Origin of the sequence: Lysinibacillus sp. NPDC096382 (assembly GCF_044762845.1) — a bacterium.
In the GTDB taxonomy this organism is placed as follows: domain Bacteria; phylum Bacillota; class Bacilli; order Bacillales_A; family Planococcaceae; genus Lysinibacillus.
In genome coordinates this window covers 1-14,915 of the sequence record NZ_JBIWFC010000026.1, presented here as the reverse complement: position 1 = coordinate 14,915, position 14,915 = coordinate 1, and the positions used below count along the sequence as shown (strand labels likewise).

Annotated in this window: 16 protein-coding genes and 1 rRNA gene; 1 reads left to right on the top strand and 16 read right to left on the bottom strand. The window is 37.1% G+C overall.

Annotated features, from left to right (window positions below; genetic code table 11):
- Positions 1-70: 70 nt before the first annotated feature.
- The 3 genes from ACIQZA_RS23430 to metG form a co-directional block, all read right to left on the bottom strand.
- Positions 71-1,282, bottom strand: coding sequence for a resuscitation-promoting factor (locus tag ACIQZA_RS23430; RefSeq protein ID WP_400941302.1), 1,212 nt, complete (start codon positions 1,280-1,282; stop codon positions 71-73).
- A 135-nt stretch (positions 1,283-1,417) separates the two neighbouring features.
- Positions 1,418-2,188, bottom strand: a complete 771-nt coding sequence (locus ACIQZA_RS23425; protein WP_400941299.1) for a TatD family hydrolase — start codon at positions 2,186-2,188, stop codon at positions 1,418-1,420.
- A gap of 254 nt (positions 2,189-2,442) precedes the next feature.
- On the bottom strand, positions 2,443-4,419 hold the full coding sequence (metG, locus tag ACIQZA_RS23420) for a methionine--tRNA ligase (RefSeq protein ID WP_402884237.1): 1,977 nt from the start codon (positions 4,417-4,419) through the stop codon (positions 2,443-2,445).
- Positions 4,420-4,909: 490 nt separating this feature from the next.
- Here metG and ACIQZA_RS23415 point away from each other — a divergent pair, with 490 nt between their 5' ends.
- Entirely contained in the window at positions 4,910-5,188 is a 279-nt protein-coding gene (locus tag ACIQZA_RS23415; protein ID WP_004229214.1) for a transition state genes transcriptional regulator AbrB, read from the top strand.
- A gap of 611 nt (positions 5,189-5,799) precedes the next feature.
- Here ACIQZA_RS23415 and rsmI read toward each other — a convergent pair.
- From rsmI to rrf, 13 genes are all read right to left on the bottom strand, one after another.
- The gene (gene rsmI / locus ACIQZA_RS23410) at positions 5,800-6,672 is read right to left on the bottom strand and encodes a 16S rRNA (cytidine(1402)-2'-O)-methyltransferase (RefSeq protein ID WP_402884239.1); all 873 of its coding nucleotides are present in this window, start codon (positions 6,670-6,672) and stop codon (positions 5,800-5,802) included.
- Positions 6,669-6,932, bottom strand: a complete 264-nt coding sequence (locus ACIQZA_RS23405; protein ID WP_142510476.1) for a GIY-YIG nuclease family protein — start codon at positions 6,930-6,932, stop codon at positions 6,669-6,671. Before ACIQZA_RS23405 ends, rsmI begins: the two co-directional genes overlap by 4 nt.
- A complete protein-coding gene (locus tag ACIQZA_RS23400) occupies positions 6,916-7,665 on the bottom strand; it encodes a tRNA1(Val) (adenine(37)-N6)-methyltransferase (RefSeq protein ID WP_402884241.1) in 750 nt (249 codons plus the stop codon). Before ACIQZA_RS23400 ends, ACIQZA_RS23405 begins: the two co-directional genes overlap by 17 nt.
- A 63-nt stretch (positions 7,666-7,728) precedes the next feature.
- Positions 7,729-8,085, bottom strand: coding sequence for a DNA replication initiation control protein YabA (yabA, locus tag ACIQZA_RS23395; RefSeq protein ID WP_402884243.1), 357 nt, complete (start codon positions 8,083-8,085; stop codon positions 7,729-7,731).
- 27 nt (positions 8,086-8,112) lie between these two features.
- The gene (locus ACIQZA_RS23390; protein ID WP_132364280.1) at positions 8,113-8,928 is read right to left on the bottom strand and encodes a PSP1 domain-containing protein; all 816 of its coding nucleotides are present in this window, start codon (positions 8,926-8,928) and stop codon (positions 8,113-8,115) included.
- Positions 8,921-9,925 (bottom strand): DNA polymerase III subunit delta', encoded by a 1,005-nt coding sequence (gene holB / locus ACIQZA_RS23385; protein WP_402884244.1) that lies wholly within the window; start codon positions 9,923-9,925, stop codon positions 8,921-8,923. Before holB ends, ACIQZA_RS23390 begins: the two co-directional genes overlap by 8 nt.
- A 181-nt stretch (positions 9,926-10,106) precedes the next feature.
- A complete protein-coding gene (locus ACIQZA_RS23380) occupies positions 10,107-10,547 on the bottom strand; it encodes a YaaR family protein (protein WP_132364275.1) in 441 nt (146 codons plus the stop codon).
- 68 nt (positions 10,548-10,615) lie between these two features.
- Positions 10,616-10,945, bottom strand: a complete 330-nt coding sequence (locus ACIQZA_RS23375) for a cyclic-di-AMP receptor (protein WP_049667342.1) — start codon at positions 10,943-10,945, stop codon at positions 10,616-10,618.
- Between the two features lie 322 nt (positions 10,946-11,267).
- A complete protein-coding gene (gene tmk, locus ACIQZA_RS23370) occupies positions 11,268-11,897 on the bottom strand; it encodes a dTMP kinase (RefSeq protein ID WP_400941283.1) in 630 nt (209 codons plus the stop codon).
- A 17-nt stretch (positions 11,898-11,914) separates the two neighbouring features.
- A complete protein-coding gene (locus tag ACIQZA_RS23365; RefSeq protein ID WP_400941281.1) occupies positions 11,915-13,339 on the bottom strand; it encodes an aminotransferase class I/II-fold pyridoxal phosphate-dependent enzyme in 1,425 nt (474 codons plus the stop codon).
- A 90-nt stretch (positions 13,340-13,429) separates the two neighbouring features.
- Positions 13,430-13,966, bottom strand: a complete 537-nt coding sequence (locus ACIQZA_RS23360; protein ID WP_400941279.1) for an HXXEE domain-containing protein — start codon at positions 13,964-13,966, stop codon at positions 13,430-13,432.
- A gap of 310 nt (positions 13,967-14,276) precedes the next feature.
- The gene (locus ACIQZA_RS23355; protein WP_402884245.1) at positions 14,277-14,714 is read right to left on the bottom strand and encodes an SRPBCC domain-containing protein; all 438 of its coding nucleotides are present in this window, start codon (positions 14,712-14,714) and stop codon (positions 14,277-14,279) included.
- Between the two features lie 108 nt (positions 14,715-14,822).
- Positions 14,823-14,915, bottom strand: a 5S ribosomal RNA gene (rrf, locus tag ACIQZA_RS23350); the annotation flags it as partial.

Below are 14,915 nucleotides of genomic sequence, written 5' to 3'. Positions count from 1 at the left end.
GCTTTCCCGCCAGTCAAAACAGGAAAGCTAATAATAGCGAAAAACATTTTTGATTAATTTTACAATTTTTTTAATTTAATACTTTTACACGCACTTTCCTTACTCCCCAATTACTAGCTTGGGATTCAGATTGTACAAGTATGTCGATCCGATTACCCTTAATTGCACCACCAGTATCTCCTGCAATAGCTGTTCCATAGCCTTCAACCCAAACTTTTGAACCAAGCTTTATAACAGAAGGGTCTACAGCTATTACTTTCAACCCCGATCCTGATTTTAAATTAATTCCAGTGGCAGATATCCCCGAGCAGCCGTTACAATTAGGTGTATAAGCGGTTGCCGTTACATAAAATTCTTTACCACTAGCTGGCTCTGATGAACCACGTGATACAGTCGCAGCACTAGCTACTACAGTTTTAGTACCTACTGCAACCACTTGCTTTTGCGATTCTTTTACAACTTTTTCTGATTGTAAATTTTTAGCTACAACTTGGCCATTCTCTTTCACAACTTCAAACGTTTTAGTCATTAATCCTTTTTGGCCTGCTGTTACAACTTTTTGTTTTCCTTTTTGCAATGAAGCATCCTGCTTCTTTTCAATTGCGAAATCTAAAGATTCTTCCACTACATCGATAACCTTTTCTACGCGAACTACTGTGATTTTACTCTGCGGAGTGATTACGTCCTTCAGGTTATTCTCGACACGATCGAATTCATTTAGTTGAATTCCTTGTTGTTTTAAAAAGTTAGCGACCGTAGTCGAAGTGGACCATACTTGTCTCTTGTTTACGCCATCGACAAGCGATACTTGAAACGCCTTTTGAATATCAATCTTGTTGTCTGCTCCTATTTCTGTATCTAGACTTTGTACTAATGAGTCATGCTCTGATACTTCAATATTTGCTTCTTTCAAAATGTCTTTCACTTGTGTTTCAGTTGTCCAAACTTTTGACTGATTTCCATCAACTGAAATAGTTATTTCTTTTGCCTGTTCCCATGAAATTGCTAATCCATTAACAATTTTGGTGTTCAGAGAGGGTGATATTTTGTCATGCTCTGCTATGTCTATATTTTGATCTTGTAATAATTGTTCTACAGTTTTGGCATGTGTTGTTACTTCGATTGTTTCTCCGTTCGCATCAAGCGTTACGGACTTTTTAGTACCTTGATAAAGTACAAATGAAATTACAGATACAAACAGGACAAGTGAAATAATGCTTATCACTGTTTGCTTACTCCTCAATGATCCTAAGAACAAGTTTTTCATGGAATTATTTGACATGAAAAAACGCCTCCTTAATACAAAGTTGGATTATACGTACTAGATTTGGCACTGTCAACCCGAATGTATTTCAAAGAAAATTGACATTACCTTTTTAGCCAACCACAAACCCAGTATTGGAGGCATCTCAGCTAGTTAATTGTCAATCCTAAAAAAAATTTTCGCATTGGCTGTCGTTACTTGTGCAATTTCCTCAATTGTTAATCCTTTTAAACGGGCAATTTCTTCTGCAACTAATGGCACTAAAGCTGGCTCATTACGTTTTCCTCGGTATGGGTGAGGTGCTAAATACGGTGCATCAGTTTCAATCATCAAATGTTCTAAAGGTATTTCTGTCGCCACTTCTTTCGGCATTCGTGCATTTTTAAATGTCACCGGCCCACCAAGACTAATCATAAAATTCATAGCAATACATTCTTGTGCGGTTTCCACACTGCCACTATAACAATGCATAACGCCTCCCACGGAAGCCGCGTTTTCTTCACGTAAAATTTGTACAACATCTCCAGTAGCATCCCTGTTATGAATAATAATTGGTAAATTCAGCTTTTGCGCTAAATGAATTTGCTTGCGGAAAAGCGCTTGTTGAACATCTTTCGGGGATTTATCCCAATAGTAATCCAATCCAGTTTCACCAATACCTACTATTTTCGGATGTGCTGCCAATTCCTCAATCCAGTTTAAATCCTCTTCTGTACAATCAATGGCGTCAACAGGGTGCCAACCAATGACACCATAAACAAAATCATACTGTTCAACCAGTTGCATTGTTTTTTCTATAGTTTTGCGGTCGAAACCAACAACAACCATTGTTTCTACTTTGGCTTCAAGAGCTCTATCTATAACCTCTTGTAAGTCTTCTTCATACTGATCTGCATTTAAGTGTACATGTGTATCAATGAACATCGTCATTCTCCTAACATAGATTTTATTAAAAATTATTATTTCATATTTTTCGTCAGTGTTACAATTATGTTACAAACAATTTTGTTTTATAACATTACTCACAACCTCAGACACCACACCTGTTACTATATACCTAAAAAAACCCAATGAATAGTGTGCATAAATTATTTCAAGATAATAAACTACTCCTTTTCGAAACGGATTTTAAAAGCCTGCTGAACTTTTTACATTCAGCAGGCCTTCCTCAAAATTTATTACTTTACTTTTGCGCCGTTCTCTAGTTTCGGATCAACCGATGCTAATTTTAAAATCCCATCTTTTTCACCAGCTAGAATCATTCCTTGTGATAATTCACCGCGTAATTTAACCGGCTTTAAGTTAGTGACTACAATCACTTTTTGACCAATTAATTCTTCTGGAGAATAAAACTTTGCAATACCTGAAACTACTTGTCGTTGCTCATATCCAAGATCCACTTGAAGCTTTAATAATTTGTCTGCCTTCGGAATCGTTTCACACGCTGTTACAGTAGCTACTCGTAAATCAACTTTCATAAAATCATCGATAGTAATTTCAGGAACTTCTGGAACTTCTGCGTCTTTTTGCTCATTTTTTGTTTCTTCCACTTGTGGAGTTTTCACTGAGCCTCGCATTTCTTCACGAATATACGCAATTTCAACTTCACTCTCTAAACGAGGGAAAATCGGAATACCTTTTTCTACCACTTTAATGTTTACTGGAATAGTATTGCCGAATGTTTCAATTGTTTCCCATGCTAAGAATTTGTCATCCAAACCTAATTGTTCAATCATTCGTTTGGGAGTAGATGTCATAAATGGTTGTAACATGACAGCAATTTGGTGTAAACTCTCCGCCAAATTTCGCATAACAGCTCCTAATTTTGGCTTATCTGATTCCTCTTTTGCTAGTACCCACGGTTGAGTTTCATCTATATATTTATTCGTTCTTGAAACAAGTGTCCATACATCTGCTAATACGACACTAAACTGCATTTTTTCCATACTTTCTTCATATTTAATACGTACCGATTCAGCTTGTTCTTTTAAAGCCGCATCAAATTCTGTCGACTGAAGACTTTCAGTTGGAATCATGCCGTCGAAATATTTATTTATCATTGAAATAGTACGATTCAATAAATTGCCTAAATCATTTGCTAAGTCGAAGTTTGTACGTTCAACAAAAGATTCTGGCGAAAATACACCATCAGATCCGAATGGTAACTCACGTAATAGGAAATATCGTGTCGCATCTAACCCATAACGTTCTATTAACATTTCAGGATAAATAACATTGCCCTTTGATTTAGACATTTTACCGTCTTTCATCATTATAAAACCATGGGCAAATATTTTTTTCGGAAGTGGTAAATCTAGTGCCATTAAGAAAATTGGCCAATAAATAGTATGGAATCGAACGATATCTTTACCAACTACATGTACATCTGCCGGCCAATATTTATTGAATAATGTTTCATCTTCTGAAAGATAACCTAATGACGTGATATAGTTAGTTAAGGCATCTACCCATACATAAATGACATGTTTAGGATCTCCAGGAACTTTGATGCCCCAATCAAATGAAGTTCTTGATACAGATAAATCTTCTAACCCCGGTTTAATGAAGTTATTAATCATTTCATTTTTTCGAGATTCAGGCTCAATGAAATCAATGTTTTCTTCATAATAAGCTAATAGACGATCTGCGTATTTCTTCATATTAAAGAAGTAGGATTCCTCTTTAACTTTGTGTACTGGACGACCACAGTCTGGGCAGTTACCTTCTACTAATTGTGTCTCAGTAAAGAATGATTCACATGGTGTACAGTACGACCCTTCATACTCACCTTTATAAATATCACCATTATCTAAAAACTTTTGGAAAATCTTTTCGACAGTTTTCGTATGACGCTCTTGCGTCGTTTGAATAAAGTCATCGTATGAAATGTCCATTAATGCCCAAAGCTTTTTTGCAGCATCTGCAATTTCATTCACGTATTGTTGGGGATGTTTACCCGCTTCTGCAGCTTTTTCTTGAATTTTTTGCCCATGCTCATCCATTCCAGTTAAAAAACGTACATCATAACCACGTAAACGTTTATAACGTGCAATTGTATCTGATGCTACAGTTGTATACGCTGTACCGATATGGAATTTCCCGCTTGGGTAATAAATAGGGGTTGTTATATAGAATGTTTTGTTTTGTTCGCTCACAAGAACTGCCTCCATTGTTTCACAGTATACTATCTATTCTAACTAAGTACGAAATTCGTTTCAACTTCTTTCAGCGGGTATCCAAACACTCGCTCCAGAGAAGTTAAAGCCTCGGCGAATATCACGGAATCGGAAAGGAGCTCTTATATAGGAAGTTAGCCTAAAACCATCGCATCCATGCGATAACGGCTAACTGACCTAGCACAAAGGCGATGCCGGACGCGAAAAATGTCGAATGATAGAATCAATCCATTTAATGTCTTAAATGAGAAGCTTTTTTACTAGAAATTAAAATATATAATAAAAACCTTTTAAAATAACCAAAATATCTGTTTTCTCCTCAAAAATTTTTTTAAAAACAATAATCTTAGTGCATTAATTAATTGACGTTTATGGCATTACTTGGTATGATAACTATCAGACAAGGAAATTATGTCGAAATTTGACGAAATACCAATATAACTTTTTAACATTAGGAGGAAAAATAATTATGAAATCAACAGGAATCGTTCGTAAAGTCGATGAATTAGGACGTGTAGTAATTCCTATCGAACTTCGCCGTACATTAGGTATTGCAGAAAAAGATGCTTTAGAAATCTATGTGGATGATGACAAAATCATCTTAAAAAAATATATGCCAAACATGACATGTGCTGTAACTGGTGAAGTTTCTGATGATAACTTCCGTCTAGTTGGAGGCAAATTAATTTTAAGCCCTGAAGGCGCAGAAATGTTAGTGAAAGAAATCCAATCTAACTTAAAAAAATAATTTGATATACTCACCTAAATCAAGCACTGTGATTTAGGTGTTTTTTTATCAATTTCGCCTTGGCTTAATTGGGTTCACAGGCGTTATCTTCATTCAATAGAAGATAACTATAATATGCCCAATTTTTGAATCCCTTATAATGTCCATGTCAGACCTTTTATGAATAAGGATACTATTTTTTACAATTATTATCAATTTATATGATTTATAGACTCATCTCTAATAATGTGGGGTTGATTTCCGTTCCGGCTAGGCGTTTTGTTGTTGCTGACGCTTCGCTTTCGCACAGTTAAAACATTTGTTGCTGACGCTTTTGTGACTGACGCATCACTTTCGCGCAAAGCAAAGCTTCCTGGGGACGTCCGATAGCCACATCACTCGTGTTGCTCGCTCCAGGGTCTCGTCCATTACGATGTTGGTCACGAAGGCATTATCACAGGACGTGATGGTTTTAGCCTCCGCTCCTCTATTGCTAATCCCCAAGGAGTCGCCCAGCCTCACATGGCATGTTTTAACAAATATCATTCCGAAGACTATTGGTGAGTAGCCTCCATTTCAATAGTTAATGGAAAGAAAGAGGTCGCCCTATTAAGGCAACCTCTTTCTTTCCATTAACTATGGTATTCATTATAGACTTCTCGCTTAGCTACTTGACGTAGTTTTGCTACTTCCTTTATAGCTTCTTTTGATGTAATGCCTGTATCATTAATAATATAATCGACATGTTCAACGACAGACATTGTCATCCAATAGGCTTCTTCGTTTATTTCTTCCACGGCATTCTCGTTTCCTTCAAGGACAATACAAAATTCCCCTCGAATTTCCTCTGTTTGTGACCATTCCACTGCTTCAGCCAACGTACCACGTAAAAACTCTTCGAATTTTTTAGTTAACTCACGAGCTAATACGATTCGACGATTACCAAGAATGGATTCCATATCTTTTAAAGTGTCCTTTAAACGATGAGGAGCCTCATAAAACAATATAGTTTCCTGACGTTTTTTTAGTTGCTCTAATTGCTGTCGACGATCCTTTTTTCCTCGATTTAAAAATCCATAAAAGAAAAATGGCTGCGGTGTTAATCCAGAAGCGATTAATGCTGATATTGCAGCATTGGGACCTGGTACCGGCACAACTGGAAAGTCTTGATCAATTGCTTTTTCGACTATATCTGCACCAGGATCGGAAATACAAGGTAGACCAGCATCACTAACTAATGCGACTGTTTTTCCTTCACGTAAGAAGGCTAATAGCTTTTCCCCCCCTACCTCTAAATTATGCTCATGATAGCTGATCAGTGGTGTTTCTATATCAAAGTAGTTGCATAGTTTCTTTGTATTACGTGTATCCTCGGCAGCAATAATATCTGCTTCCTTTAAAATACGTAACGCACGTACACTCATATCCTCTAGGTTACCAATAGGCGTTGCCACTAAATATAAACAACCTGTATGACCGTGCATTGTACTTTTCTGAGATTTCATGCGTCATCCCTCCCTATATATTTCATTTTTTGCTTTCGTGTTAGCTGTTTAAAAGCGTATTCTGCACGCATTGCTTCTTGTTTTGTATCGAATTCCTCTACATAAATACATTCCACTGGACCTCGTGCTCTCGTATATTTTGCTCCCTTACCAGCATTATGCACATCAACACGCCTGTCTACATTATTCGTGTAGCCAGCGTAAAAGGATTGATCGGCACACTCTAACACATAAAAATAATGGCTATTGCTCTTTTCCATAAAGGATTTCTCTCACTTCTGCTGTATATTCATTATTCGCATTATAAACATACAAGGGCGGTAATATTTTCAGATCGGGCTTACCGTCTTTAATTCCTTCTATTAATAGTGTATTGGCTTCCTTACCTTCTTTTGGGTAAATAAGTTGCATACGTTTAGGCTCTAAACGATTTGCGCGCATTGCCGTAACAATATCTAGTAACCGACCAGGACGATGAACAAAAGCTGCCTTTCCGCCTTGCTTTAATAATTTGCTTGCTGATTGTATTGCTTCCTCTAACGTTAAATATAGTTCATGACGTGCAATAGCGTAATGCTCACTTAAATTTTTATCACTAGCTTCATGTCCTAAAAAATATGGTGGATTACAGGTTACAACATCATATTTTTCAATACCAAGCTCCTTAGGAATTTCCTTCACATCACCAAGGACCATATGAATTTGTTCTTCTAACTTATTGTAACGGATACTTCGCTCAGCCATATCAAATAAACGTGGTTGAATTTCTACTCCTGTAATATGTCCCTTCGTTTTGGCGCTTAGAAAAAGTGGGATAACACCATTGCCTGAGCACAAATCAACAATTTTCCCTTTATGATATGGGACATTGACAAATTTAGAAAGTAGCACTGCATCCAATGAAAACGAAAAGACGGAGGAACTTTGAATAATACGCAAATTCTCAGCTAATAAATAGTCTAATCGTTCATCACCCTTCAACCAATTTTCCATTTTTCTTCCTCCTACTATACAAAACAAAAGACTGACACCACTATAGTGGGAATCAGCCTTCTATTACACATTTTGTTTATTTAAAAATGATAGACAAAACAGACAGTCTTCACCTTTACGGGAACTTCCGAAATGAACATGACAAACATGGAAGCCTTCTTGGTATAAACGTGCTAGATTATCATAACCTTCGCCAATATCTAACGGATTCTCTTTCTTCTCATCAGAAGCTTGTACAGAGTTTTCATTAGAAAGTAGTTCTTCTAGACGTGTACGAAGGTGTTGATTTTCTGTTTCGAGTGCCTTATGCTCCTCCATCATTAACGCTACAAATTGTTTCAATGCACTAAATTGCTCCTGCATTGCTTCGAGCTGTTGTTCGAACTCCATAACGGTATCTAAGAAATTACGGTCCTTCACCCAAGCCACCTCGTCCAATCCTCTATCTTAAATAAGATTTTTTTCGCATGCTAGCAGTTCTTCTAATGTATACTCGACTGTGCGCTCCTGCTCTTGTAAATATACTTGAATGAGTCTTTCTAGTACATTTAAACCTACAACTTTACCGCGGCCATCTGGTGTCATCGTCATATCACCAACGTCTGGCATGCCCTCTTTTGCTTCCTCATACTCATCATTTTCATACTTTAAGCAGCACATTAAACGACCGCAAAGACCTGAAATTTTGGATGGATTTAAAGATAAGTTTTGATCTTTAGCCATTTTAATAGAAACCGGCTCAAAATCTCCTAAAAACGTTGAGCAGCAAAGCATTCGGCCACAAGGGCCAATTCCACCTAACAACTTCGCCTCATCACGAACACCAATTTGACGAAGTTCGATACGTGTTCTAAAAACTGAAGCTAAATCTTTTACAAGATCTCTGAAATCAACGCGTCCTTCAGCCGTAAAATAAAAGATGATTTTATTACGATCAAATGTATATTCAACATCAACGAGCTTCATTTCTAAATTATGCTCAATGATTTTTGCGCTTGCTAGTTCAAATGCGTGCTTTGATTCGGCTGCATTTTCCTCTACTTGGATACGATCACGTTCATCCGCTGGTCGTAGAACTTGTTTAAGTGGTAATACAACATCATTATCCCCAACAACCTTTTGGGGGACAACTACTTTACCATATTCTACACCGCGAGCTGTCTCTACAATGACATATTGGCTGTCCTCAAGTAGATATGATGCTGGATCAAAGTAATATATTTTACCCGCTTTTTTAAAACGGACTCCCACTACATTATACAAATGTATATCCCTCCTGCAGATTTAGCATTAACTGCTCCATCATTAACGTCCTATTCATGTTACGTTGTAAAGATGAACGTGCCTGTAAAATTGACTCCATTTGACTTGATAGACGTTCATAAGTCGAATGTAGCGCAGCTTCTTTAAATGTTTGTAACATGTCTGGATAAGTACAAGTTGCTTCGGGATTAGCTTTTATTGACACTATATCACGGTAAGCAAATAGTAGTAAATCTAATGCCTGCTCCATCTCGCCTTTTTCTTTAAACAGTGGCAACCATTCTTCATGTACAACAAGCATTGCCTCATGTACATTCTGGCGAATTGCCTCTACTAATTTTAACACTGTTTTTCGAGCATGTGCAAACTGCTCATCATTTGCTAAAATCATAGCTGTTTCGAGTTCGTTCGTCATCATGCTCACTGTAGAAGCCATCGAATAAGAAATGTTGTTATCTTGCAAATGCTTTAACAATATGTGTCGAGGCATTTTTTGAAATTTAATGTGCTGGCAGCGAGAACGAATCGTTGGTAAAATTGACTGCATTTGCTCCGTTAACAAAATTGCAGTTACTTCACCCTCTGGTTCCTCTAAAAATTTAAGTATCATGTTTGCAGATGCAATATTGAGACGATCTGCATGATGAAGTACATAAATTTTACGTCCCTCTTCCACACCCATCATCTTCATTTCTGCAATTAATTCACGTATTTGATCAATTTTTATAAATTGACCTTCTGGATAAATTTGATGAATATTTGGATGATTACCCGAATCAACACGTCTGCAATTTCGACATGTTTCACATGGAACATTTTGCTTTGGTTGCTCACATAGCATTAATTTGACAAAAAACTGCATAATATCTACTTTGCCTGTCCCTTTTTCGCCATCAAAAATGTATGCATGCGCTAATCTATTTTTGTCAAAAATCGTTTGAAGCTGCTTCATTACAACTGGCTGTAGTGTGAATAGCTCTTCAACATTCTTGGCCATATATTTAAATTCCTTCCTAAACTACACTTTTAGCATAATTGTTTCCTATTGCTCAATTTTAGTACAGAAATATCTGTGGCTTTAGAGCAGATAGATTGGTTTTATGTCATTCAACAAATAAATTTGGCTGCTGAATAGATTCGAAAAAAGCCCGCGCCTACAAGAGAACGAGACACGGGTTTTACATATACAAATTAATTAATAAGCCTTTAATCTCACCGATTTTATCAAGAAGGTCAATTGCTTCCTTTTCTTCATCTAAAATATCTTGTGCAAGTTCTACAAGACGCGTATCAATAGTTTCGATTATTTTCAAGCGTCTTCCTTCACCAAAACGATTCCAAGTATGTGATTGCTTTAAATCCATACCATGCTCTACCGTTTCTTGTAGAAATCGTTTAACAAGCATTTTAAAACGAGCAAGTTCTCGTAAATTACGTGATCTTGCAACACGATCACCTGCTGTAGAAATATCCCCTAGCAATCGTGTAAGCTGTTCAGTCTGTAATTTGGTTCCTTGCTTGACGACCATATCTCCAAATCGGTTATTTTGATTATTGTTATGCAGCGGCTCTTTACGATTAGTATTTAACCCGACACGTATATCTTGATTGATCTTCAAGCTGTTCGCCCCCACTTGCTATCAAATATATATAATGTGTTGTATTTCTCATTTAACGTGGCATTGATTTAAAAATGATGAAACTGTTCAATTGGTAATACAAAAACTGTCGCTCCTCCTACCTCTACCTCTACAGGATACGGTATATAGGAATCTGTATTCCCGCCTAATGGCGAAACAGGAGCAACCATTTGTTCTCGCGCTCGACAATTATCACGAATAATATCTAAAACTTTGGGTATGAGAGAGTCTTCCGTCCCAATAAGAAACGTCGTATTTCCAGAGCGTAAAAATCCTCCTGTGCTTGCTAACTTAGTTGCACGAAACTGATTTTTCGTTAAAGCATTCGATAAGCGGCTGCTATCCTGATCTTGCACTACAGCTACGACTAACTTCATTCGCACTCACCCCTTTGATAAAATTCATCTAAATAAACTTTATTACCTTTTCAATTATGCCAAGGCATAATTGTGTTCGGATTCGGATTCGTACTTGCACAAAGTACTCCTTTCCGATTCCATGGTATACGCCAGAGTTCCTCTATTTCAGTAGGTGTTTGGATATCTCCTGAATAGGAACAATATCCGCATTCAGCTATTGTCGCTTCGCTTTCGCGCAGAAAACATTTGTCGCTGTCGCTTCGCTTTCGCGCAGAAAACATTTGCTGAATGATTATAGATGTTACCATTATATCACATTGTGGTAGACAACTTCATGCATTTACTGTATTGCTTCATATATTAATGACCATACATCTTCAACAACACGCTCAATATTTTGATCCGCATTGACGACATGTATACGCTCAGGGTAACGCTCCACTAACTGTAAATATCCTTCCCGAACCTTCTTATGAAAAGCTAAACTTTCAACATCTAAGCGATTTACTTCTCGCTCTCCATGAGCATGAATGCGTGCCAAGCCAACCTCTGGTGCAAGGTCAAATAATATTGTCATATCAGGTAACATCTTACCGATTGCAAACTCATTAATAGATAATACTTCATCAACGCCGATACCACGCGCATATCCTTGATATGCTAATGAAGAATCGATAAATCGATCGCAAATAACAGTTTTACTAGCATCCAACGCAGGTCGTACTTTTTCAAAAAAGTGCTGACTTCTTGCTGCTGCGTATAATAATGCTTCTGTACGCTCATCCATAGCTGTATGTTCTGGGTTTAAAATAATGCTCCTAATTTTCTCAGCAATTTCAATACCACCAGGTTCTCTCGTTGCTAATACATCAATATTTTCCTCTGCAAGTCGCTCGGCTATTTTTTGAATAACTGTTGTTTTTCCGGCACCCTCTGGACCTTCAAATGTAATAAATAAATTGCAATTCATGCTGTTATTGCCTCCAACTATTTAATGATCTCAATTATCTTTTCTTCTAAACGGTGATTTCCTTGGAACGTTGCACCACAAGCCAGTAATTCCTCCAGCTGACTTAGCTTTGCTACTGTTATTTTTTCTCCTGGAACAAGCAATGGAATGCCTGGTGGATAAGGAATAATCATATTAGCAGAGATATGTCCTATTGTTCGCATATACGGTAACCATTCTTTTTCCGCCTTATCAATTTCATCAAATGTGTAGGCTGGTTCCGTAATAGCTACAAAATTATAAGCTGTTTGTGAAGCTGTTATTATTTCTGCCTTTGGTGTACTTACTAACAATGTTATAGCGTCCTTAATACGAACACGTATTTCTGCAAATGGATAGTTATGTCCCTGTTTCAATAAAGGTAGCACAAGCAACACTTGATTTGCATCTGCTAGTTCTGCATATACATGCTTTGCTTCTAATGCCTCTTGTAATTGAAAACCGCTATAGCCATTAACACGTAACAATAATTTTATAGGGTCGTCTACCTCAATAACTTCCAAAGAGCCAATAGCTTGTAATGCCTCTACCCATTGATCTCTTTTTTCTATTATATATGCACCGTCACTCTCCATATATGTCTGTATATAATTGCGTGCATCATCTAATGAAGCCAATAAAAGATAGGATGGGCTGCTAGATTGTAACATACGTAAATAGTGATTTATTTTGTCGACATCGATTAAATCAGAATTAACATGCATAAAGGATGCCATTGTCATAGCAGGCAATGTTTTATGTGCAGATTGTACTACTATATCTGCACCAAATGTCAATGCTGATGGTTGAAATAAAGTACATGCACTAAAATGGGCTCCATGTGCTTCATCCACTAAAACAGGAATACCCTTCTCATGACAATACGCAATCTGCTGCTGCATTTCTTGAGATGCCATACCATAATAAGTAGGATACGTTAAAACGACAGCACGGGCCCCCGGATAATTATCAACTGCATCTTTTAAATCTTTATAAGAAACATGTGTTGCAGTTAATGTACGTTCATCCCAAAGCGGGGAAACAAATACAGGTTTTGCTCCAACAAGCTCTATTGCGTGAAATATAGACTTATGTGCATTACGTTGGACAATAATCTTATCCCCTTTTTTACATGTGGCATAAATCATCGCTAAGTTTCCAATAGTAGATCCCCCTACTAAAAAGAAACTTTTCATCGCCCCATATGTATCTGCTAACAAATTTTCCGCCTCTAATATCATTTCCTCTGGGTGATGTAAGTCATCAAGTCCTGATAATTCTGTCACGTCATATCGCATTACATCTTTAAATGGCTGAGGAAGATGGGAGAGTGCTCCATGCTTATGCCCTGGGACATGAAAGGAAATATTTTGTTGTTGTCGAAAGCGCTCTAATCCTTCTACAATCGGCCTTTTCTTTTGCAAAACAATACACCCATTTCCGTTATATTCTCAGTTAATTATAACACTTACGGTACGAAAACATTTGCTGATTGGATATAAATAAAGTGAAATTCATATAACCTTTTTCCCGATCCAATGTGCTAGTAATGCAATAGGTATCAATAAAAGACAAAATGGTAAGCATACAAAAATAATGTTCCATGTTATGACTTTATTGACTAATAACGAATGATACAAAACTAAACTGTATGGAATAACGATTATCAAAGATGTGAGTGCACCGGGTGTAATGGAACGAAGAAAAATAGACTGTGTAAGGTGAGTGAACGCATGTAGAAAGTAGGTTAGCGTAACAACAGTAAAAAAGTAGATTTCTCCATATGGCCCATGATTCACATACTGATTTGCTACAAAAGTGGAACTACTTACAAACGTGAATATTACGATGACTGCTACCGCAAACTGCGCTGTCGACATCGAAAACTGTTTCATAATTCGATCAGCAATTTTTTTCGGCAATCTTTCGTACAAAATAGTAGAATTCTTATTTAGCCACTTTTCAACCATAATAATCTCTTCAAAATCATGAAGAATAAACATAATAGGAAATAACCAAATAAGTGTTTGGATACCTACCCATTGTTCCATGATGGTTCCTCCTTTTCCCCCAAAGCTCCTCATCATAAAGTGATTTCCGTTTCCGATTGGGCGCTTTTTCGGGGCGTCCGATAAGCCACTTCGCTGCAGGAACTCTCTGTGACATTAATGCCAGAGGAGTCGCCCAATCTTCACTCCAATCAACTTATATCAACTGCACACGTATTAACAATGTCATCCACAACTTTTGGTGATGAACCATAAAAGGATCATTGCACCTAATAGCAACTTTCTTTTATATTACATGATATTCTACGTTTAACAGTAAAACTATTTTAAAATGTACTTAACTCTAATTTCTCTACAACATACTAGCCTTTACCGCCATCTCTTGTACTAGCTGTTCAACTAATTGTGGTACAAACTTCTCTAAAACCGGATTCATCATCCCTGCTAAGAAACCACTTGCCTTCATTGTTAAATTGCCTATTAACTGACATATACCATCCTGATCTTGTGTAATTTCAAAATAACCATCACCGTTTATCGGGTCTGATAAGCCTACCAAATCAAACATAACTTGATTAGGGTTCGATTCCTTGTCCTCAAGCTCAACCTTTACAGCTTTTTGGATAATGCCAAAGTCCCCTTTAAATACCCAAATCATATTTTGTTCATTTGGAAATTCATGATGTAAATAACCGGGTATTAGTACAGCCCATTGCTCCTTATTTTGAATAAACGCTTGTAGCTTTGCTTTCTCAATTTGAATATTTTCACTATATAACCCTGTTGCCATTTCAACACACCCCTTTATTTGTTCAATTAAATTCTAACATTTTTTAGGGGTTTAATACTGCGTTTTTTAAACAATAAAAAACCACTGATTTCTCAGTGGCTACTTTGTGCCTAGCGACGTCCTACTCTCACAGGGGGAAGCCCCCAACTACCATCGGCGCTAAAGAGCTTAACTTCCGTGTTCGGTATGGGAACGGGTGTG

What these genes read in the sequence shown, in the direction of transcription:
- ACIQZA_RS23430 (WP_400941302.1), bottom strand. Translation starts at nt 1,282, where the DNA reads ATGTCAAATAATTCCATGAAAAACTTGTTCTTAGGATCATTGAGGAGT.
- ACIQZA_RS23425 (WP_400941299.1), bottom strand. Translation starts at nt 2,188, where the DNA reads ATGTTCATTGATACACATGTACACTTAAATGCAGATCAGTATGAAGAA.
- ACIQZA_RS23415 (WP_004229214.1), top strand. Translation starts at nt 4,910, where the DNA reads ATGAAATCAACAGGAATCGTTCGTAAAGTCGATGAATTAGGACGTGTA.
- rsmI (WP_402884239.1), bottom strand. Translation starts at nt 6,672, where the DNA reads ATGAAATCTCAGAAAAGTACAATGCACGGTCATACAGGTTGTTTATAT.
- ACIQZA_RS23405 (WP_142510476.1), bottom strand. Translation starts at nt 6,932, where the DNA reads ATGGAAAAGAGCAATAGCCATTATTTTTATGTGTTAGAGTGTGCCGAT.
- ACIQZA_RS23400 (WP_402884241.1), bottom strand. Translation starts at nt 7,665, where the DNA reads ATGGAAAATTGGTTGAAGGGTGATGAACGATTAGACTATTTATTAGCT.
- holB (WP_402884244.1), bottom strand. Translation starts at nt 9,925, where the DNA reads ATGGCCAAGAATGTTGAAGAGCTATTCACACTACAGCCAGTTGTAATG.
- ACIQZA_RS23375 (WP_049667342.1), bottom strand. Translation starts at nt 10,945, where the DNA reads ATGAAGTTAGTCGTAGCTGTAGTGCAAGATCAGGATAGCAGCCGCTTA.
- tmk (WP_400941283.1), bottom strand. Translation starts at nt 11,897, where the DNA reads ATGAATTGCAATTTATTTATTACATTTGAAGGTCCAGAGGGTGCCGGA.
- ACIQZA_RS23360 (WP_400941279.1), bottom strand. Translation starts at nt 13,966, where the DNA reads ATGGAACAATGGGTAGGTATCCAAACACTTATTTGGTTATTTCCTATT.
- ACIQZA_RS23355 (WP_402884245.1), bottom strand. Translation starts at nt 14,714, where the DNA reads ATGGCAACAGGGTTATATAGTGAAAATATTCAAATTGAGAAAGCAAAG.